The organism is Streptomyces sp. McG3 (genome assembly GCF_018619185.1).
Classification (GTDB): Bacteria; Actinomycetota; Actinomycetes; order Streptomycetales; family Streptomycetaceae; genus Streptomyces.
The window spans coordinates 1-23,019 of record NZ_JAAXYC010000116.1 but is presented as its reverse complement, the minus strand read 5'-3'; the positions used below and the strand labels follow the sequence as shown (position 1 = coordinate 23,019).

Below are 23,019 nucleotides of genomic sequence, written 5' to 3'. Positions count from 1 at the left end.
CCGATCTCGACCAGAGCCGTCAGCCCACGCCCCTCCAACTCCCCCACCGCATCAGCAAACCGCACCTCAGCACGGGCATGCCGCACCCAATACTCCACCGACCCGACATCACCACCACCCCCAACCGTCGACACAAAATCAACCGACGGAACACGGAACGCCAGCTGCTCCAGCACCTGCCGGAACTCACCCAACATCGGCTCCATCAACGGCGAGTGGAACGCGTGCGACACACGCAACCGCCGCACCCGCACACCCCGCTCGACGAACCCGGCAACAACCTCCTCCACCACATCCCGCGCACCCGACACCACCACCGACGACGGACCGTTCACCGCCGCCACCGACACAAGACCCGCACGCGCGTGAGCGGCGATCGCCTCAGCAACCTCGGCCTCCGGGGCAGCGACAGCAACCATCACCCCACCCTCCGGCAACCCCTGCATCAACCGACCACGCGCCTCCACCAACCGCACCGCATCACCCAGCGACAACACACCCGCCACATGAGCCGCAGCGATCTCCCCCACCGAATGACCCGCCACCACCTCCGGCCGCACACCCCACGACTCCACCAACCGGAACAACGCCACCTCAAAAGCAAACAACGCAGGCTGCGCCCACCCCGTCCGCTCCACCACCACCTCATCCGGCGACAACCCCAACAACGACCAGACTTCCTCCCACACCCCACCGAACACCGGAAAAGCAGCAGCCAACTCCCGGCCCATACCAACCCGCTGAGACCCCTGACCCGCAAACAGGAACCCCACCCGGCCGTCCTTCACCGCCACACCCGCAGCCGCACCCGGACCCGCCACCACAGCGGACAGCAAGGCCTCCCGGTCACGCCCCGCGAACACCACCCGATGATCCAGATCCGCACGCCCCAACAACGACGCACCCACATCCACCGCACCCACACCAGGCCGCGCATCCAAGTGATCCGCCAGGCGCCGCAGTTGACTCACCAACGCGGCCTCGGAACGCGCCGACACCACCCACGGCACCACAGCACCAGCGGACTCGGGCGGCTCCACCCCGGACACCGCCTCCGGCCCCGGCTCCGCCAGATCCGACGACACCGGCGCCTGCTCCAACACCACATGCGCGTTCGTCCCACTGATACCGAAGCCGGACACCGCCGCCCTACGCGGACGACCCGTCTCCGGCCACCCACGCTCACTCACCAACAACTCCACCGCACCCGAAGCCCAATCCACCTCCGGCGACGGCTCCTCCACATGCAACGTCCGCGGCAGCAGGCCATGGTCCATCGCGAGGACCATCTTCATGACGGAGGCGATGCCGGCGGTCGCCTGGGTGTGGCCGAGGTTGGACTTCAGCGAACCCAGGTACAGCGGATCCCCGTCCGTACGGTCCTGGCCGTACGTGGCCAGCAACGCCTGCGCCTCGATCGGGTCACCGAGCTTCGTGCCGGTGCCGTGCGCCTCGACGGCGTCCACGTCACCGGTGGTCAGGCCGGCGTCGAGGAGGGCCTGGCGGATGACGCGCTGCTGGGAAGGGCCGTTGGGGGCGGTGAGCCCGTTGGACGCACCGTCCTGGTTCACGGCGGAGCCCCGTACCACCGCCAGTACCCGGTGGCCGTTGCGGACGGCGTCCGAGAGACGCTCGACGAGCAGGACGCCCGCACCCTCCGCCCAGCCCGTACCGTCGGCGGAAGCGGCGAACGCCTTGCACCGCCCGTCCGGCGACAGACCGCGCTGCCGGCTGAACTCGACGAACACCTCGGCGTCGGGCATGACCGCCACGCCGCCGACGAGGGCCATACCGCACTCGCCGCGCCGGAGGGCCTGCGCTGCGAGGTGCAGCGCCACCAGTGAGGACGAGCACGCGGTGTCGACGGTGACGGCCGGGCCTTCGAGGCCGAAGGTGTAGGCGATCCGGCCGGACATGACGCTGGAGGCGTTGCCGGTCATCGTGTAGCCCTCGGCGCCCTCGGGGAGCTGGCCGAGGCTGGTGACGTAACCGCGGTGGCCCGCCCCGACGTAGACGCCGGTGAGGCTGCCGCGCAGGGCGGCGGGGTCGATGCCCGCGCGTTCCATCGCTTCCCAGGACGTCTCCAGGAGCAGCCGCTGCTGCGGGTCCATCGCCAACGCCTCACGCGGCGAGATCCCGAAGAACCCCGCGTCGAACTCCGCCGCGTCGTAAAGGAACCCGCCCTCACGCACGTACGACTTCCCCGGAGCGTCCGGGTCCGGGTCGTAGAGCGAGTCCACGTCCCAGCCCCGGTTGTCGGGGAAGGGGGCGATGGCGTCGGTGCCGTCCGCGAGGAGCCGCCACAGCTCCTCCGGGGTGGTGACACCGCCGGGCAGCCGGCACGCCATGCCGACGATCGCGACCGGCTCGTCGGCGGCGACGAGGGCCGCTGGTGCGGGGCCGGAACTGTCCGGGGCGTCGTCGGCGAAGAGCTGCTCCTCGATGTGGCGGGCCAGGGCCGCCGGTGTGGGGTGGTCGAAGACGAGGGTGGCGGGCAGGCGCAGGCCGGTGGCCTGGGCGATGCCGTTGCGCAGGTTGACGGCGATGAGGGAGTCCGCGCCGAGGTCGCGGAACGGGCTGCCCGCGGGAACGGCGTCGGGGTCGGAGTGGCCGAGGGCCGCGGCGGACTGCTCGCGGACGAGGCGCAGCAGTTCGCGGGCGCGGGCGGGCCGGTCGAGTCCGGCGAGCCGCTCGGCGAGGGCGTTGCCGCCGCTGTCCGCGGTGTCGGCCCCGCTGGTGGGGGCGATGGCCCTGCGGGCCTCGGGGACGCCGGTGATCAGCGGGTACGGGCGTACGGAGACGGCGGTGGGGGCGACCCGGGCCCAGTCGATGTCGACGACTCCGACGACGGTGTCTCCCTCGGCGAGGGCGCGGACGAGCGCGGCGACGGCCGTGCCGGGGTCCATGGGGGGCACGCCCTGCGCGCAGAGGCGTTCGCCGATCTCTCCGTCGGCGAGTCCGCCGCCGCCCCACGAGCCCCACATGACGGAGGTCGCGGGCAGGCCGAGGCCACGTCGGTGGGTGGCGAGGGCGTCCAGGTAGGCGTTGGCAGCCGCGTAGTTGGCCTGGCCGGTGCTCGGGAAGACGCTGGCGAAGGAGGAGTAGAGGACGAACGCCGACAGTCCGGATCCGCGGGTGAGTTCGTGCAGATGGCGGGCGGCGAGGGCCTTGGCCCGCGCGACGCCTTCGGCGCGCTCGGCGGTGAGGGTGTCGATGATGGTGTCGTCGACGACGCCGGCCGTGTGGAAGACGGCGGTGAGCCGTTCGCCGTCGGTGGCGAGGCCGTCCAGCAGGCCGGCGAGGGTGTCGCGGTCCGCCACGTCGCAGGCGGCGAGGGTGACGCGGGCGCCCGACTCGGCGAGTTCGCGTGCCAGCTCGGCGGCGCCCGGGGCGTCCGCGCCGCGGCGGCTGGTGAGGACGAGGTGTTCTGCCCCCTCGCGGGCCAGCAGGCGGGCCAGGTGGGCGCCGAGCGCGCCGGTCCCGCCGGTGACGAGGGTGGTGCCCTCGGGCCGCCAGGCCGGTGCCGGGCGGTCGGGGCGGGGGGCGCGGACGAGCCGGGCGGCCAGCAGTCCGGACGGCCGGACGGCCAGCTGGTCCTCGCCGTCGGTACGGGCGAGCGCGGCGGTGAGGCGGCGCAGGGCGAGGGTGTCGGCGGTCTCGGGGAGGTCGACGGTGCCGCCCCAGCGCTCCGGGTATTCGAGTGCGGCGACGCGTCCGACACCCCAGGCGGGGGCCTGTTCGGGGTGGGGCAGCCGGTCGTCGGCGCCGGTGGAGACGGCTCCGCGGGTGGCGCTCCACAGGGGTGCGTCGTGGGAGTGCCGGCCCAGGTCGCGGAGGAGGGCCAGGGTCGCGAGGGTGCCGCGGCCAAGGGCCGGGTGGTCGGGGTGGGGCCGCTGGTCGAGCGGGAGGAGCGAGAGGGCACCGGCGATCGGGGGCGCGTCGGCGAGTGCGGTGCCGAGGGGGCCGGTGAGGCCGTGGTGGGCGGAGGAGCAGTCGGCGTCGAGCCGGACGACCTCGGCACCGGCCTCGGTCAGGGCGCGGGCACAGGCGTCCGCCCAGTGGGCGACGGCATCCGCTTCCGTGTGCGGGGCGTCGTCGCCGGTGTCCGGACCGGCCGGGAATTGCGGTACGACGAGGAGCCATGTGCCGTCGAGGCGGGGGGCGTCGCCGGGCTCGGGGAGGTTCTGCCAGGTGAGGTGGTAGCGCCAGGCGTCCACGGCGGACTGCTCGCGGCTGCGGGTGCGCCATGCCGACAGGGCGGGGAGCAGGTCGCTCAGCCGGTCGGCGTCGAGTTCGAGGGTGTGGGCGAGCCCTTCGAGGTCCTCGCGTTCGACGGCGTCCCAGAATCCGGCCTCGACGATGTCGGCGGCGCCGACGGCCTCGGCGGTCTCGGGGTCGATGTTCTCCAGCCAGTAGCGGGTGCGCTGGAAGGCGTAGGTGGGCAGGTCGGCGACGGGGGCGGCGCCGGCGAGGAGCGGGGTCCAGTCGACGCGCAGGCCCTGGACGGACGCCTCGGCGAGGGAGGTGACGAACCGCTCGGCGTCGCCCTCGCCGCGCCGGAGCGAGCCGACGGCCGCGATGTCGGCGGCGGTCGCGTCGGCGGTCTGGGACAGGCCGAGGGTGAGGACGGGGTGGGCGCTGCACTCGATGAAGCCGGTGTAGCCGTCGGCGAGGAGGGCGCGGGTCGCGGTCTCGAACTCGACGGTCTGCCGGAGATTGCGCACCCAGTAGGCGGCGTCGAGCCCGTTCGTGTCGATGACGGTGCCGGTGACCGTGGAGTAGAACGGCACCTCGGCGGTGCGGGGGGCCACGAGGGCGAGCACGTCGAGGAGTTCGTCGCGGATCGACTCGACGTGGGAGGAGTGCGAGGCGTAGTCGACGGCGACGCGGCGGACCCGGATGTCCTGTGCGGTGAGGGCGGCGAGGTACGCGTCGAGGGCGTCGGGCTCGCCGGAGACGACGGTCGAGGAGGGTCCGTTGACGGCGGCGACGGCCAGCTGGGTGCCGTAACCGTCGATCTGCTCGCGGACGGTCGTGGCGGGGAGGGCGACGGAGGCCATGCCTCCCCGGCCGGCGAGCCGCTGCCCGATGACCCGGCTGCGTTCGGCGACGACGCGGGCGCCGTCCTCCAGGGAGAGCGCACCGGCGACGACGGCGGCGGCTATCTCGCCCTGCGAGTGGCCGACCACCGCGGCCGGGGTGACGCCGAAGGACCGCCACAGGCGGGCGAGGGAGACCATCACCGCCCAGGAGGCGGGCTGGACGACGTCGACCCGGGCGAGGTCGCCCGCGAGTTCGGTGCGCAGGTCCCACTCGACGAACGGGGCGAGCGCGTCCGCGCAGTCGCCCAGCGACCGGTCGAACTCCGGGAACCGCGCGGCCAGTTCCAGTCCCATGCGGGACCACTGGGCGCCCTGCCCGGGGAAGACGAAGACCGCCTTGTCGGCGACGGCGCCGATGCCGACGACGGTTCCGGCGGCCGCGGTGCCGGAGGCGACGGCCTCCAGTCCGGCGAGCAGTTCGGTACGGTCGCCGGCGACCACGACGGCGCGGTGTTCGAGGGCGGCGCGGGTGGTGGCCAGGGCGGCGGCCACGTCGGCGGGGGCGAGCGCGGAGTGCTCGCGCAGGTGGGCCAGCAGGCGGCCGGCCTGGGCGCGCAGTCCGTCCGCGCTCTTCGCGGAGACGGTCCAGGGCACCACGGCGGGGGTGACGGGCGGCTGGTACCCGGCGGTCTCCTCCGCTGCGGCCCGGGTCTGCTCCGGCCCGGTCTGTCCGGCCGCGGACTCCTCGGGCGTCGCCGCGCCCGTAACGGCTGTCGCGTCCCGCTCGGGCCCGGCGTCGGGGCTCGCGGCCTGCTCCGCCTCGGCCGCTTCCGTCTCGGCTTCCTCCAGGATGATGTGGGCGTTGGTGCCGCTGATGCCGAACGAGGAGACGCCGGCGCGGCGCGGCTCGCCGGTCTCCGGCCAGGGGCGGGACTCGGTGAGCAGCGAGACGTCGCCCGCGGTCCAGTCGATGTGCGGTGACGGCTCCTCGGCGTGCAGGGTCCGGGGCAGCACGCCGTGGCGGAGCGCCATGACCGTCTTGATCACCCCGGCGACGCCGGCGGCGGCCTGCGCGTGGCCGATGTTGGACTTGTAGGAGGTCAGGTGCAGCGGCCGGCCGGCGGGGCGGCCCTGGCCGTAGGTGGCCATGAGGGCGTGCGCCTCGATCGGGTCGCCCAGCGGGGTGCCCGTGCCGTGGGCCTCGACCATGTCGACGTCCGCCGTGGTGAGCCGGGCGTCGCCGAGCGCCGCGCGGATGACGCGCTGCTGCGCGGGGCCGTTGGGGGCGCTCAGGCCGTTGGACGCACCGTCCTGGTTGACGGCGGAGCCACGGATCACCGCGAGGACCCGGTGCCCGTTGCGGCGGGCTTCGGAGAGGCGCTCCAGCAGCAGCACGCCGATGCCCTCGGCGAGCCCGAGGCCGTCCGCCCCGGCGCCGAACGCCTTGCAGCGGCCGTCCTTCGACAGGCCGCGCTGGCGGCTGAAGGCGACGAATCCCTCGGGCGTGGACAGCACCGCGGAGCCGCCGGCGAGGGCCATGCCGCAGTCGCCGTGCCGCAGGGCGAGGCAGGCGAGGTGGAGGGCGACGAGCGAGGAGGAGCACGCGGTGTCGAGGGTGACGGCGGGGCCTTCGAGGCCGAAGGTGTAGGCGATGCGGCCCGAGGTGACGCTGGAGTTGCTGCCGGTCAGCAGGTGTCCCTCGACGCCGTCGGGGACGGTGCCGAGGTGCGCCGCGTAGTCGGGGCGGTTGCCGCCGATGAAGGTGCCGATGCGGCGGCCCCGTACGCCCGTGGGGTCGAGTCCGGCCCGTTCGAAGACCTCCCAGGAGGTTTCCAGGAGCAGCCGCTGCTGCGGGTCCATCGCCAGCGCCTCACGCGGCGAGATCCCGAAGAGGCCCGCGTCGAACCGGGAGGCGTCGTAGAGGAAGCCGCCGTCGCGGACGTACGTCTTGCCGGGGGCGTCGGGGTCGGGGTCGTAGAGGCCCTCGACGTCCCAGCCGCGGTCGGTGGGGAGGTGGGAGACGGCGTCGACGCCGTCCTCGACCATCCGCCACAGGTCCTCGGGGGAGCTGACGCCGCCGGGGAAGCGGCAGGCCATGCCCACGATCGCGATGGGCTCGTGGGCGGCGTCCTCGGCGTCCCGCAGGCGCTGACGCGTCTCGTGCAGGTCCGCGGTCACCCACTTGAGGTAGTCACGGAGCGTCTTCTCGCTGTTGGCCACTGGTGTCTCCCACGAGTCGTTCACGGTGTAGCGGTCGGCAGGTATGGGCGCCGGGCGGGGCGGGGGAGCTCCCGCCCGGCGGGTCGGGGGCCGCTCAGGAGCGGCCGAACTCCCGGCGGATGAACTCGAACATCTCCTCGTCACTGGCGGCTTCGAGGTGCTCGGCTACGGAGGCGGGCCCGTCGTCCTGTGCTCCCTCGTCGGCGGTCCAGCGGTCGAGGAGGGCGCGCAGGCGTGCGGTGACGGGCGCGCGTTCGGTCGTGTCGGTGTCGAGTCGGGCCAGGACGGTTTCCAGGCGGTCGAGCTGGGCGTGCAGGGCTTCGGTGGTGGCGGGTCCGTCGTCGAGGAGCTCGGCGCGCAGCAGCACGGCGACCGCGGCCGGGGTGGGGTGGTCGAAGACGAGCCCGGCGGGCAGTCGCAGGCCGGTCGCGCGGCTGAGGCGGTTGCGCAGTTCGACGGCGGTGAGCGACTCGAAGCCGAGGTCCCGGAAGGCGCGGGCGGGCAGCACCTCGCCGGGGCCGTCGTGGCCCAGCGCGGCCGCGGCGTGCTCGCGCACCAGGTCGAGGAGGTGGCGGTCGGCCTCCTCCGCGGTGAGCGCGGAGAGCTTCTCACGCAGGGTGTGGGACTCCTCGGCGTCGTCCGTGGTGCGCTTCTCGCTCTCCGCGATCCGCTCCAGGGCCGCGCGGGCCTCGGGCAGGTCGTCGAGGAGGCGGGTGGGGCGCGCCATGGTGAAGAGGGAGACGAAGCGGTCCCATTCGATGTTGGCGAGGGCGACGTTGACGTCGTCGTGGTCGACCGCCTGGCGGAACGCCTCGATGCCGAGGTCGGGTTCGAGGAACGGCAGCCCCTGCGCCTGGGCGCGTTCGCTGATGGCCATGCGTTCGGCGGCGTAACTCTCCTGGATGTCCACGGGCCGCCACACACCCCAGGCGAGGGAGGCCGCGGTCTGCCCGCGGGCGCGCCGCTGCTGGGCCAGGGCGTCCAGGTGGGCGTTGGCCGCGGCGTAGGAGCCGTGCAGGCCGCTGCCCCAGAAGGCGGCGATGGAGGAGTAGAGCACGAAGGCGTCGAGGTCGTGGCCTTCGAAGACGCGGTCGAGGTTCCGGGCGCCGCGGATCTTCGCGTGGTAGGCGCTCTCGAACTCCTCGACGGTGGTCTCCAGGAGCGGGCCGAGGTCGATGTGGGCGGCGGTGTGGACGACCGCGGTGACGGGCGGGCCGTCGGCCTCGACCCGGGCGACGAGCGCGGCCAGTTCGTCGTGGTCGGCGATGTCGCAGCCGGCGATGGTGACGCGGACGCCGAGGCCGGTGAGTTCTGCTTCGAGGGTGTCGGCACCGGGTGCGTCGGGGCCTCGGCGGCTGGTGAGGACGAGGTGTTCGGCGCCGTTGCGGGCGAGCCAGCGGGCGAGGAGTTTGCCGAGGGCGCCGGTGCCGCCGGTGATGAGGACGGTGCCGCGCGGCTTGTAGTCGCGGACGGGGGTGCGGTCGGCGGCGAGGTCGCGGACCATCCGCCGGCCGAGGGGGCGCCCGCCGCGGACGGCGATCTGGTCCTCGGCGTCGGTGCGGCGCAGCGCTGCGGTGATCTCGGTGACGGCGGTGGTGTCGTCGGTGTCGGGGGCGAGGTCGACGAGGCCGCCCCACAGGCGGGCGTTCTCCAGTGCGGCGACGCGGCCCATGCCCCACAGTTCGGCCTGTACGGGGTCGGCGGGGGTGTGGTCGTCGGTGGCGACGCCGCCGCGGGTGACGCACCACAGGGGGGCCGTGACGTCGGTGTCGGCGAGGGCCTGGAGCACGGCGAGGGTGCCGAGGGTGGCCGTGCTGAGCGTCGGGCTGCCGGGCAGCGGGGAGCCGTCGAGGGACCAGAGGCTGAGCACGCCGGTGAGGTCCCAGCCGTCACCGACGGCCTCGTGCAGGCGGGCGGCGAGCTTGCCCCGGTCGGCGTCGGCGGCGGCGACCGGCAGGAGGTGCGCTTCGGCGCCGGAGGCTTCCAGCCCTCGCAGCGTCGCGGCGACGAACGGTGCGGCCACGTGTTCCTCGGGCACGACGAGGAGCCAGGTCCCGGTGAGCGCCGGGGCGTTGGCGGCGGGGGCGAGCGGGCGCCAGGCGGTCTTGTAGCGCCAGGCGTCGACGGTGGCCCGCTCGTGGCGTGTGCGCCGCCAGGCTCCCAGGGCGGGCAGCAGCTCGGGCAGTCCGGCTCCGTCGGTGAGGCGCAGGGTCTCGGTGACGGCGGACAGGTCGCCCCGTTCGACGGCCTCCCAGAAGTGGGCCTCCGCACGGTCCGCGGGCGGCGCCGCGGTGTGCGCGACGGGCTCCGGCTCCAGCCAGTAGCGCTTGTGCTGGAAGGCGTAGGTGGGCAGGGGCGTGGTGCCGGTGCCGGGGAGTGCGGGCGTCCAGTCGACGGTGGCGCCGTGCGTGTACGCCTCGGCGAGGGAGGTCAGGAAGCGGTCGTGACCGCCGTCGTCGCGGCGCAGGGAGGAGACGGTGACGATGTCGGGGCCGGCGGTCTCCTCGATGGCGAGGGAGAGCACCGGATGGGCGGCGGTCTCCACGAAGAGGGTGTGGCCGGCGTCCACGAGTTGCCGGGTGACCTGGGCGAACTCCACGGTCCCGCGCAGGTTGCGGACCCAGTAGGCGGCGTCGAGGGCGGTGGTGTCGAGGGCGCGGGCGTCGACGGTGGAGTGGAACGGCACCCGTGAGGCGCGGGGCGTGATCCCGGCGAGTTCGTCGAGGAGTTCGTCCCGGACGGCCTCGACCTGCGGGGAGTGGGAGGCGTAGTCGACGGGGACGACGCGGGCGCGCACCCCGTCGGCCTCGCAGCCGGCGACGAGTTCGGCGATCGCGTCGGGGGCGCCGGAGACGACGGTGGCGCGGCTGCCGTTGACGGCCGCGACCCCCAGCCGGTCGGCACAGGGCCGGAGGCGTTCTTCGGTGTCCTCGCGTCCGAGCGCCAGGGAGGCCATGCCGCCGAGGCCGGCCAGGCTGCGGCCGATGACGCGGCTGCGCCGGGCGACGACGAGGGCACCGTCCTCCAGGGACAGCGCGCCGGCGACGACGGCGGCGGCTATCTCGCCCTGCGAGTGGCCGACGACGGCGGCGGGCTCCACCCCGTGCGCGCGCCACAGTTCGGCGAGCGAGACCATGACGGCCCAGGAGGCGGGCTGCACGATGTCCACCCGGTCGAGGGGGCCGCCCAGTTCGGCGAACAGGTCCCAGTCGACGTGGGGTTCCAGCGCCGTCGCGCAGGCGCGCAGGGAGGCGGCGAAGGCGGGTTCGGCGTCGGCGAGGGCCAGCGCCATGCCGGACCACTGGGCGCCCTGCCCGGGGAAGACGAAGACGGGGCGTGCGGCGCCCTCGCGTACGGACCCGGTGGCGACGGCGGCGCCCGCGGTGGCGCCCGCTGCGGCGAGGCCGGCGAGCCCTTCGAGGAGGGTGTCCGGCCCGGCGACGACGACAGCCCGGTGGTCCAGGTCGGCCCGGCCGGTGGCGAGGGACCGGGCCACGGCGGCGGGGTCCGTGGTGGGGCGGTCGCCGAGGAAGGTGTGCAGCCGGGCGGCCTGGTCGCGCAGGGCGGCCTCGGTGGCACCGGACACCACCCAGGCGAGGGCCCTGCCGGTGGCGGCGGCCGGCTCCTCGCTCGTCCCGGCGGCGGGCGTGGAGCCGGCCGCCGGGTCCGGCTGTTCGAGGATCACATGGGCGTTGGTGCCGCTCATGCCGAACGCGGAGACACCGGCGCGGCGCGGCCGGTCCCGGTCGGGCCAGGGCAGGTTCTCGGTCAGCGGGGCGACCGAACCGTCGGACCAGTCGACCTCTGAGGTGAGCCGCGCGGTGTGGAGGGTGCGCGGCAGCACACCGTGCCGTATCGCCTGGATGGTCTTGATGACGCCGCCGACCCCCGCGGCGGCCTGGGCGTGGCCGACGTTCGACTTGAGCGAGCCGATCCACAGGGGCCGTTCCCTGGGGCGGTTCCGTCCGTAGGTGGCGAGCAGCGCCTGTGCCTCGATCGGGTCGCCGAGCTTCGTGCCGGTGCCGTGTGCCTCGACGGCGTCTATCTGGTCGGGGGCCAGCCGGGCGTCCTCCAGCGCCGCCTCGATGACGCGTGCCTGGGCGGGGCTGCTGGGCGCGGTGAGCCCGTTGGAGGCGCCGTCCTGGTTGATGGCGGAGCCGCGCACGACGGCGAGTACCTCGTGGCCGTTGCGCCGGGCGTCGGCCAGCCGCTCCACCAGCAGGAGCCCGACGCCCTCGCCGAGGCCCATGCCGTCGGCGTCCTCGGAGAACGCCCGGCAGCGGCCGTCGGCGGACAGCCCGCGCTGCCGGCTGAAGCCCACGAACTCGGCGGGCGTCGACATGACCGCGACGCCACCGGCCACGGCGAGTTCGCACTCGCCACGGCGCAGCGCCTGCACGGCCAGGTGAAGGGCGACCAGCGAGGACGAGCAGGCGGTGTCGAGGGTGACGGCGGGCCCTTCCAGGCCGAAGGCGTAGGCGATGCGGCCGGAGACCACGCTCGCCGCGCCGCCGGTCAGCAGGTGCCCCTCGAAGCCCTCGGGCACGGTGGTCAGACCGGAGCGGTAGTCCAGCGGGTTCGCGCCGACGAACGTGCCGACGCTCTGGCCGCGCAGGGACAGCGGGTCGATGCCGGCGCGTTCGAACACCTCCCAGGCCGTTTCGAGGACGAGCCGCTGCTGCGGGTCCATGGCGAGCGCCTCGCGCGGCGATATGCCGAACAGCCCCGGGTCGAACCGGTCGGCGCCGTCGAGGAAACCGCCCTGGGTGACGTAGGTGGTGCCCTCCCGGTCGGCGTCCCGGTCGTGCAGCGCGGCGAGGTCCCAGCCGCGGTCTGCGGGGAAGGCGGTGATCGCGTCGCCGCCCCCGCTGACCAGTCGCCACAGGTCCTCCGGGCCGCGTACGCCGCCGGGGAAGCGGCAGGCCATGGCGACGACGGCGATCGGCTCGTGGTCACGGGACTCGGCTTCGCGCAGCCGCTGCTGGGTCTGCTGGAGGTCGGTGGTGACCTTCCGCAGGTAGTCGAGGAGTTTCCGCTCGTCGGCCGGCGTGGACGTGTTCGACATCGTGGGCTCTCCAGTCAGGCGTTCGGGTCGTTGGGGGGCGGGGTGCGTCTCGGTCATGAGGCGCCCAGTCCCCTGTCGATCAGGTCGAACAGTTCGTCGGCGGATGCCGAGGCGACGTCCACCGGGGCCGTGTCGTCCTGCTGCGCGGCAGCGGGGTCACCGGCCGCGGGACCGCCGTCGCCCTCGGACCAGCTCCACAGCAGACCCTGGAGCCTCCGTGCGAGCTGCTGCCTGGTGGCGGAGTCGGGCGGGGCAGCCGCCAGCGCGGTCTCGAAGTCGCCGAACCGCACCAGGGCGAGCGGTTGGGCCGAGGCGTCGTCCGGCAGCAGCAGGACGCGCAGCCGTTCGGCGAGCGCCACGGGCGACGGATGGTCGAACACCAGCGTGGCGGGCAGTTTCTGCCCGGTCGTGGCGGCGAGCCGGTTGCGCAGTTCGACCGCCGTCAGCGAGTCGAAGCCCATCTCCCGGAACGCCCGTCCGGCGTCGACGGACTCCGCCTGCGGACCGTGCCCGAGCACTGCGGCCGCCTGGGCACGGACCAACTCCAGCAGGAAGTGGTCCTGTTCGGGACGGGAGAGGCCTTCGAGCCGCCGGGCGAGGTCGCCGCCCACGGCGGGCGCGGCCTCCTCCTCCGGGGCCGCCAGCGCACGCGCGGCCTCGGGCACCTCCCCGAGCAGTGCGGACTGCCGGGCCATGGTGAACAGTGCGACGAAGCGTTCCCAGTCCACGTCGGCGACGGCCACCACCGTCTCGTCGTGGTCGATGATGCGTCGCAGTGCGGTAAACGCCGCGTCCGCGTCGAGCAGCGGCAGTCCGTGCCGGCTGGACTTCTCGTTCTTCAGCGCGCGCATCTCGGTGTTGCGCTCGTCCCAGTCGTTCGCCGCGTCCCAGATGCCCCAGGCGACGGACGTGGCACGCAGCCCCCGCGACCGGCGGCGTTCCGCGAGCGTGTCCAGGTGGGCGTTGGCCGCGGCGTAGGCGCCGTGGTCACCACTGCCCCAGAAGCCGGCGATCGACGAGAAGAGCACGAAGGCGTCGAGGTCGCGCTCGGCGAAGAGCGCGTCCAGGTTCTCGGCGCCGAGCACCTTGGCGCGGCAGATCTCCGAGAGCGTGCCAGGGGTGGTGTCCGCGAGCATGCCCAGTTCGATGTGGGCCGCGGCGTGTACGACGGCGGTGACGGGTGGCCCGTCCGCCTCGACCTCCCGCACCAGGGCGGTGAGGGCGTCGCGGTCGGCGATGTCGCACGCGGCGAACGTCACCCGGGCGCCCAGCTCCTCGATGGCGGAGGCCAGTTGGGGCGCACCGATCGCGTCCTTGCCGCGCCGGCTGACCAGCACCAGGTGTTCGGCACCACCGCGCGCCAGCCAGCGCGCGAGGTGCCCGCCGATGCCACCGCTGCCACCGGTCACGAGTACGGTGCCGCGCGGCGTCCACGTGCGGCCCGGCGTCCGGCCGCCGAGCGTGGAGCGCACGAGACGGCGGCCGAACACTCCGGCGGCCCGGACGGCGAGCTGGTCCTCGCCCGGGGGCGCGGCCAGCGCACCCACGGCGAGCCGCAGTGCCCGCTCGTCCACCACGGTCGGCAGGTCCATCAGCCCGCCCCACAGCTTGGGGTGCTCCAGAGCCGCCACGCGGCCCCAGCCCCAGAGCTGGGCCTGCGCGGCGCCGGAGAGCCCGTCCGTGTCCGACACGGCCACGGCGTCACGGGTGAGGAGCCACAGCGGGGCCTCGGTGCCGAGGTCGTGGAGCGCCTGCAGAAGAGCGAGGCTCCCGAGCGAACCGACCGTCAGAGCGGGGAAGTCGGGGTGCGGGGCGTCGTCCAGGCCCCACAGGGCGACCACGCCGGAGAACGGCACGTCCTCGTCGGCCGCTTCGGAGATCCGGGTGGCCAGTGCGGCGCGGTCGGTGTCCCCGGCGGACACCTCCAGCAGACGGACGACCGCTCCCCTGTCCTCCAGGGCCCGCACGAGAGCGGGTGTCGTCCCCTCCCGCTCGGCCACTGGTGAGACGACGAGCCAGGTTCCGGAGAGGGCCGATCCGTCGCCGAGGTCGGTGAGGGGCCGCCAGGCGGTCTTGTAGCGCCAGGAGTCGATCACGGACTCCTGACGGCCGGCCCGCCGCCAGGACGCCAGAGCCGGAAGCAGAGGCCGCAGATCCTCACCGTCGAGGTCCAGCGAAACCGCCAGCGACTCCAGGTCCTCGCGCTCGACGGCCTCCCAGAACCGCTCCTCCACCTCGTCCCGCGACCCACCCGCCGACGCCGGCAGCTCACCCGCCTCCAGCCAGAAACGACTGCGCTGGAACGGATACGTGGGCAGATCGACGGTGTCACCCGGAGCGGCCACCAGGGAGCCGAGGTCGACGGGCAGTCCGTGGACGAAGGCCTGCGCCAGCGACGTCACGAACCGCTGAGCGCCTCCGTCATCACGGCGCAGGGACCCGACCACGGTGGACGCGCCGGACTCCTCCACACCCACGGCAAGAACGGGATGCGCACTGCACTCCACGAACGCGGTGAGCCCGTCGGCAATCAACGCCTTCGTCGTCGCCTCGAACTCGACCGTCTGCCGCAGATTCCGCACCCAGTAAGCGGCGTCCAACTGCTGGGTGTCGAGCAGACCACCGGTCACCGTGGAATAGAACGGCACCGACGCCGAACGCGGCGCGATCGGCGCCAGGACGTCCAGAAGCTCCTCGCGGATCGACTCCACGTGAGAGGAGTGAGAGGCGTAGTCCACCGCGATACGCCGGACACGTACCTCCTCACCCTCCAGAACCGTCAGCAACTCGTCCAACGCGGACGGCTCACCCGAAACCACCGTGGAAGAGGGCCCGTTGACGGCGGCGACCGCCAGACGGTCACCGAACCCCGCCACTCGTTCCCGCACGGTCGCGGCGGGCAACGCGATCGACGCCATGCCGCCCCGGCCGGCGAGACGCTCACCGATCACCCGGCTGCGCTCCGCAACGATCCGGGCAGCATCCTCCAACGACAACGCACCCGCGATCACCGCGGCAGCGATCTCCCCCTGCGAGTGACCCACCACCGCGGCCGGCACCACACCGAACGACTCCCACAACCGGGCCAGCGACACCATCACCGCCCACGAAGCAGGCTGCACCACATCGACCCGGGCCAGATCCCCGGCCAACTCCACCCGCAGATCCCACTCCACGAACGGCGCAAGCGCATCGGCACATTCGCGCAGCGACTTGTCGAACACCGGGAAGGCATCGGCCAGTTCCAGTCCCATCCGGGACCACTGCGCACCCTGACCCGGGAACACGAACACCGGCTTTTCCGGGCCGCTCGGCGTGCCGGTGACGACCGCCGCGTGCGGCTCACCCTCCGCGACCGAGGCCAGACCGGACAGCAGAGCCGCACGATCCGCCCCCACCACCACCGCGCGGCGCTCCAGCCGTGCCCGGGAGCGCAGCAGTGCGCCGGCGACGGCGAGGGGGGCGTCGTCGGGGTGGTTCTCGATGTGTGCGTGGAGACGGTGCGCCAGTCGGCGCAGGGAGTGGTCGGAGCCGGCGGTGAGCGTCAGGGGGACGGCTCCGTGCGGCGTGCCGGCGGGGTCGGTGGCCGGCACGGCGGAGACCTCGTCGGCCGGTGCGGGCTGTTCGAACAGGACGTGCACGTTGGTGCCGCTGATACCGAAGGAGGAGACGCCGGCGCGACGCGGGCGTCCGGTCTCGGGCCAGGGCTCCGCCGCCGTCAGCAGCGAGACCGCGCCCTGCGACCAGTCGATGTGGGAGGAGGGCTCGTCCACGTGCAGCGTGCGGGGCAGTACCCCGTGCCGCATCGCCATGACCATCTTGATGACGCCGGCGACGCCCGCCGCCGCCTGTGTGTGCCCGATGTTCGACTTGACCGAGCCGATCAGCAGCGGCTGTACGGGATTCCGGTCACGGCCGTAGGTGGCCATGAGTGCCTGTGCCTCGATCGGGTCGCCGAGCTTCGTGCCGGTGCCGTGGGTCTCGACGGCGTCCACGTCGTCCGCCGCCAGGCGGGCGTTGGCGAGGGCCTGGCGGATGACGCGCTGCTGCGAGGGCCCGTTGGGGGCGGTGAGCCCGTTGGACGCACCGTCCTGGTTCACGGCCGAACCCCGCACCACCGCCAGCACGCGGTGACCGTTGCGGCGGGCGTCGGAGAGGCGCTCCACGAGGAGCATGCCGATGCCCTCGGCGAGTCCGAAGCCGTCGGCGGCGTCGGCGAACGCCTTGCAGCGGCCGTCGGGGGCCAGGCCGCGCTGGCGGCTGAACTCGGTGAAGGCGGCGGGCGACGACATGACGGTGACGCCGCCGGCGAGGGCCATGGTGCACTCGCCCTGACGGAGCGCCTGCACGGCGAGGTGCAGGGCGACCAGGGACGACGAGCACGCGGTGTCGACGGTGACGGCCGGGCCTTCGAGGCCGAAGGTGTAGGCGATCCGGCCCGAGGCGACGCTCGTGGTGCTGCCGGTCATCCGGTAGCCCTCCAGCCCCTCGGGGACGGGCAGGGCGGGGTGGGTGGCACCGTAGTTGTGGTGGGTCATCCCGGCGAAGACGCCCGTGCGCGTGCCCTTGAGCGAGGTGGGGTCGATCCCGGCCCGCTCCAGCACCTCCCAGGACGTCTCCAGCAGCAGCCGCTGCTGGGGGTCCATCGCGAGGGCCTCGCGCGGCGAGATCCCGAAGAACTCCGGGTCGAACCGGTCGGCGTCGTGCAGGAACCCGCCCTCGCGTACGTAACTCTTGCCGGTAGCCGCCGGGTCGGGGTCGTAGAGCGCGTCGGCATCCCAGCCCCGGCCGGACGGCAGCGGGGAGATCGCGTCGCCCTCACCGGCGACGAGTTGCCACAGCTCCTCCGGGGAGCCCACACCGCCGGGGAACCGGCAGGCCATCCCGACGACGACGATGGGCTCGTCGTCCGCGGCACCCCCCTGTTGGACGGCGGCGACCGGCTCGGCGGCGTCGCCGAGGAGTTCCGCGTACAGATGGGCGGCGAGCCCGGCGGGGGTGGGGTAGTCGAAGACGAGAGAGGCGGGCAGGCGCAGACCGGTGAGGGTGTTGAGGCGGTTGCGCAGTTCGACGGCGGTGAGCGAGTCGAAGCCGAGGTGCCGGAAAGCGCGGCTCTCGTCGACGGAGGCGGGGTCGTCGTGGCCGAGGACGAGCGCGGCGTTGCGGCGTACCAGCTCGGTGAGTTCGCGGCGCCGGTCGCCCTCGGGCAGCGCGGCGAGCCGGCCGACCAGTTCGGACGCCTCCTGCTCGTCCTCCGCGACGGCGGCCGGGGCGGCCTCGGCGAGCGCCTGGCGGGCCTCGGGGATCTCGTCGAGCAGGTGGCTGGGCCGCTCGGAGGTGAAGACCACGGCGAAGCGGTCCCACCGCATGTCGATGACGACGGGGCAGGTCTCGTCGTGGTCGAGGATCTGCTGGAGCGCCCGGGTGGCGGGCTCGGCGTCGAGCGCGAACACGCCGTGCCGGCGCGCCCGGTCGCCGACCGCGCCCTCGGCCATGCCCGCACCGGCCCAGGTTCCCCAGGCGACGGCGGTGGCGGGGAGCCCGGCCGCACGGCGTTGTTCGGCGAGGGCTTCGAGGTGGACGTTGCCCGGTGCGTAGTTGCCGAGGCCGGGGGTGCCGAACGTGGCGGCGAAGGAGGAGAAGAGGACGAAGGCGGTGAGGTCGCGGTCCCGGGTCAGCTCGTGGAGGTTGTCCGCGCCACGTGTCTTGACCCTGAGCACCCGCTCGATCCGGTCGGCGTCGAGGGCGTCGACCACGCCGTCGTCGAGGACGGCGGCGGTGTGGAACACGGCGCTGAGCGGCAGCTCCTGGGGGATGCGGGCGAGCTCGGCTGCGAGGGCGTCGCGGTCGGCGATGTCGCAGGCGGCGATGGTGGTCCGGGTGCCCGACTCGGCCAGTTCGGCGATGAGTTCGGCCGCGCCGGGTGCGTCCGGTCCGCGCCTGCTGAGCAGGAGGAGGTGCGGGGCCCCGTTGCGGGCGAGCCACCGCGCGATGTGCGTACCGAGGGCGCCGGTGCCGCCGGTGACGAGGACGGTGCCCTCGGGCCGCCAGGTACGCGGCGGGACGGCGCCCCCGAGCGGTGCCCGCAGCATGCGGCGGGCGAGGAGTCCGGTGGCCCGGAGCGCGAGCTGGTCCTCCCCGTCGCGGCCGGACAGCGCGGTGGCGAGGAGCCGCAGCGCGGCGGAGTCGGCCTGCTCCGGCAGGTCCACGAGCCCGCCCCACAGCCGCGGCTGTTCCAGGGCGACGACGCGTCCGAGACCCCACAGCTGGGCCTGGGCGGCATCGAGCGGTGGCTCGTCGGGACGGGTTCCGACGGCGCCTCGGGTGGCGCACCAGAGCGGCGTGCCGAGCTCGCTGTCGGCGACGGCCTGGATCAGGGCGAGGGAAGCGGCGTAGCCGGTGGTGAGGGTGGTCTGCCCGGGGTGCGTCCGCCCGTCGAGCGCCAGCAGCGAGAGGACGCCGCTGACAGGGCCGTCGCCCGCTGCGGCGCGCAGGGCGGCGGCGAGCATGTGCCGGTCGGCCGTTGCGGCGTCGGGGGTGAGGAGGGTGACCCGGGCGCCCGCGTCACGCAGCGCACGCTGGGCGGCCTCGTGCCACACCTGGGGTCCGGCGGCGTCGGGCGAGACGATGATCCAGTGCCCCTCCAGCCGTGCCGTGCCCGGGTCGGCCAGCGGGTTCCAGGCGATCCGGTAGCGCCAGGAGTCGGTCTCGGACTGCTCACGGCTGCGGTGCCGCCAGCCGGCCAGGGCGGGCAGCAGATCGCGCAGGTCGTTTCCGTCGAGGTCGAGCGCGGTGGCGAGCGCGGGCAGATCTTCGCGCTCGACGGCGTCCCAGAAGTCGTCCTCGGCCGCGTCGCGTGGGGTTGTGGCGGTGGGCGGGCGGTGGGCCAGCCAGTAGGACCGCCGCTGGAAGGCGTACGTGGGCAGGTCCGCGACGGGCCCCTGGCCGATCAGCGTGGACCAGTCGACGGGAAGGCCGTGGGTGAAGGCCTGCGCCAGCGACGTCACGAACCGCTGAGCGCCTCCGTCGTCCCGACGCAGGGACCCGACCACGGTGGACGCGCCGGACTCCTCCACACCCACGGCGAGGACGGGATGGGCGCTGCACTCCACGAAGGCGGTGAGCCCGTCGGCAATCAACGCCTTCGTCGTCGCCTCGAACTCGACCGTCTGCCGCAGATTCCGCACCCAGTAGGCGGCATCCAGCTGCTGGGTGTCGAGCAGGCCGCCGGTGACCGTGGAATAGAACGGCACCGTCGCCGAACGCGGCGCGATCGGGGCCAGAACGTCCAGAAGCTCCTCGCGGATCGACTCGACGTGGGAGGAGTGCGAGGCGTAGTCCACCGCGATACGCCGGACACGTACCTCCTCACCCTCCAAGGCCGTCAGCAACTCGTCCAACGCGGACGGCTCACCCGAAACCACCGTGGAGGACGGCCCGTTGACGGCGGCGACCGCCAGACGGTCACCGAACCCCGCCACTCGTTCCCGTACCGTCGCGGCGGGCAACGCGATCGACGCCATGCCGCCCCGGCCGGCGAGACGCTCACCGATCACCCGGCTGCGCTCCGCAACGATCCGGGCAGCATCCTCCAACGACAACGCACCCGCGATCACCGCCGCAGCGATCTCCCCCTGCGAGTGACCCACCACCGCGGCCGGCACCACACCGAACGACTCCCACAACCGGGCCAGCGACACCATCACCGCCCACGAAGCAGGCTGCACCACATCGACCCGAGCCAGATCCCCGGCCAACTCCACCCGCAGATCCCACTCCACGAACGGCGCAAGGGCGTCCGCGCATTCGCGCAGCGACTTGTCGAACACCGGGAAGGCATCGGCCAGTTCCAGTCCCATCCGCGACCACTGCGCACCCTGCCCCGGGAACACGAACACAGGGTTGGGCGAGCCGTCGGCTGCCGTGCCCTCGGTGACCCGGGGATCGGGCGTGCCGTCGGCGAGGGACCGCAGGCCTCGGAGCAGGTCGTCCGGCCGGGTGCCGACGACAACGGCGCGGTGGCCCAGCGAAGCCCGCGTGGTGAGCAGGGCGCGGGCGACCTCCTCGGAGGGACGTTCGTGGTCGGTGAGGTGGTCGAGCAGACGGGCGGCCTGGGCGCGCAGGGCCTTGGGGCCGGCGGCGGAGACCGCCCAGGGGAGGGTGTCCGTCGGCCGGTGGTCCCGGTCCGCGTCGGGTGCGGCGGGGGCGTCGTCCGGTGTCTCGGCGGGGGCGTCCTCGATGACGACGTGGGCGTTGGTGCCGCTCACACCGAAGGAGGAGATGCCCGCGCGGCGGGGCTCGTCGCCGGCCGGCCAGGGGCGGGGGTCGGTGAGCAGGGCGACGGCTCCCGCGTCCCAGTCGACGCGGGGGGTCGGTTCGGCGATGTGCAGGGTCCTCGGCAGGGTGCCGTTGCGCAGCGCCATGACCATCTTGATCACACCGCCGACGCCCGCGGCGGCCTGTGAGTGGCCGATGTTGGACTTCAACGAGCCCAGCCACAGCGGGTTCTCGGGGTCGCGGCCCTGGCCGTAGGTGGCGAGGAGGGCCTGCGCCTCGATCGGGTCGCCGAGGGTGGTTCCGGTGCCGTGCGCCTCGACGGCGTCGACCTGGTGGGAGGCGAGGCCGGCGTTGGCGAGGGCCTGGCGGATGACGCGCTGCTGCGAGGGCCCGTTGGGGGCGGTGAGCCCGTTGGACGCACCGTCCTGGTTCACGGCGGAGCCCCTCACCACCGCCAGTACGTGGTGCCCGTTGCGGCGAGCGTCCGACAGGCGCTCCACCAGGAGGACGCCGACGCCTTCCGCCCAGCCGGTGCCGTCGGCGGAAGCGGCGAACGCCTTGCAGCGGCCGTCGGTGGCGAGGCCGCGCTGGCGGCTGAACTCGGCGAAGAGTTCCGGGGTGGGCATGACGGTGACGCCGCCCGCCACGGCGAGGGAGCACTCGCCCTTGCGCAGAGCGGTGACGGCCAGGTGCAGGGCGACGAGCGACGAGGAGCACGCGGTGTCGACGGTGACGGCCGGACCTTCGAGGCCGAAGGTGTAGCTGATCCGGCCGGTGACGACGCTGGCGGCCTTGCCGGTCATCGAGTAGCCCTCGACGCCGTCGGGAAGGTCGCTCTGGCCGAAGGTGACGCCGTATCCGGGGTGCCCGGCGCCGATGAAGACGCCGGTGTCGGAGCCCTTGAGGTGGGCCGGGTCGATCGCCGCGCGCTCGACGGCCTCCCAGGTGGTCTCCAGCAGGATGCGCTGCTGGGGGTCCATCGCGAGGGCCTCGCGCGGGGAGATGCCGAACAGTTCACCGTCGAACGCGGCGGCCTCGTGGAGGAAACCGCCTTCCCGGACGTAACTGGTCCCGGGATTGCGCAGCTCGGGGTCGTAGAGCGCGTCGAGGTCCCAGCCGCGGTCGGTGGGGAAGCCGGACACGGCGTCGCGGCCGTCGGCGACCAGTCGCCACAGGTCCTCGGGGGACGTCACGTCGCCCGGGTAGCGGCAGGCCATGCCGATGATGGCTATGGGCTCGTGGTCGCGTTCCTCGAGCTCGGTGATACGACGCCGGGCCTGGCGCAGATCGGTGGTGGCCCGCTTGAGGTAGTCACGAAGCTTTTCTTCGTTGGTGGTCATGATCGCTTCTCACCTGTCCTGGACCGCGTCACGGGGTTTCGAGTTCGTCGTCGAGGAAGCCGAACAGCTCCTCGTCGGTGGCCGAGCGCAGATCCTCGGCGGAGTCGTCGGCGGCCGGGGCCGCCTTGGTGTCCCACTGGGAGAGCAGGGTGCGCAGCCGCAGGGTGACCTCGGTGTGGGCGGTGGCGTCCACGTCGAGGGACTTGAGGGTCTGCTCCAGCCGGTTCAGCTCCGTCAGGAGGCGGGGCACGGCCTGCGCTCCCCCGTCGGGGGCCAGGTGTTCCAGCAGGTGTTCGGTGAGCGCCGCCGGGGTGGGGTGGTCGAACACGGCCGTGGGCGACAGCCGTACGCCCGTTGCCGCACCCAGCTTGTTGCGCAGTTCGACGCCGGTCAGTGAGTCGAAGCCCGCCTCCCGGAAGGGGCGTTCGATCTCGACCTGGGCGGCCTCCGGCAGCGCAAGGACCGCGGCGGCCTGCTGCCGGACGAGTTCGACGATCAGCCTTCGGCGCTCGGGCTCGCCGGCCGCGTCGAGGCGGCGGCGCAGTGCCTCGGCGCCCGAGGTGTCCGCCTCTCCCGCGACCGTACGCCGGCCGGCGGCGCGGACCAGTCCGCGGAAGAGGGGCGGCAGTTCGCCGTCGGAGGCGGCTCGGGTCCGCAGCGTGCCGAGGTCGAGGTGGAGCGGTACGAGGAGGGCCTCGTCGGTGGCGAGTGCCGCGTCGAAGAGGGCGAGGCCCTCCTCCGAGGTGAGCGCGCGGACCCCGGTGCGCTCCATGCGGGCGCGGTCACTGTCCCCCAGGTGTGCGGTGAGGGTGCTCTCCTGCTCCCAGAGTCCCCAGGCCAGGGACTGCCCCGCCAGGCCGCGTGCACGCCGGCGTTCGGCGAGCCCGTCGAGGAAGGCGTTGGCCGCCGCGTAGTTGCCCTGGCCCGGTGTGCCGACGACACCGGAGGCGGAGGAGTAGAGGACGAAGGCGGCCAGGTCGGCTCCGGCGGTGAGCTCGTCGAGGTTGACGGCGGCGTCGACCTTGGGCCGCAGCACCCGCTCGACCTGCTCGGCGGTCAGGGTGTCGAGTGCCCC

Annotated in this window: 4 protein-coding genes; all 4 read right to left on the bottom strand. The window is 73.9% G+C overall.

Going from position 1 to position 23,019, the window contains the following annotated elements; translation table 11 throughout:
* A partial coding sequence (locus HET64_RS39665) for a type I polyketide synthase (RefSeq protein WP_308370221.1) occupies nucleotides 1–7,262 on the bottom strand: 7,262 nt, incomplete at its 3' end.
* A 94-nt stretch (nucleotides 7,263–7,356) separates the two neighbouring features.
* A complete protein-coding gene (locus HET64_RS19745; RefSeq protein ID WP_374105564.1) occupies nucleotides 7,357–12,279 on the bottom strand; it encodes a type I polyketide synthase in 4,923 nt (1,640 codons plus the stop codon).
* A gap of 101 nt (nucleotides 12,280–12,380) precedes the next feature.
* Entirely contained in the window at nucleotides 12,381–21,944 is a 9,564-nt protein-coding gene (locus tag HET64_RS19740; RefSeq protein WP_215107426.1) for a type I polyketide synthase, read from the bottom strand.
* Nucleotides 21,945–21,972: 28 nt separating this feature from the next.
* Nucleotides 21,973–23,019 (bottom strand): beta-ketoacyl reductase (locus HET64_RS19735; protein WP_215107424.1); only part of this gene is annotated, 1,047 nt, incomplete at its 5' end.

What these genes read in the sequence shown, in the direction of transcription:
- HET64_RS19740 (WP_215107426.1), bottom strand. Translation starts at nt 21,944, where the DNA reads ATGACCACCAACGAAGAAAAGCTTCGTGACTACCTCAAGCGGGCCACC.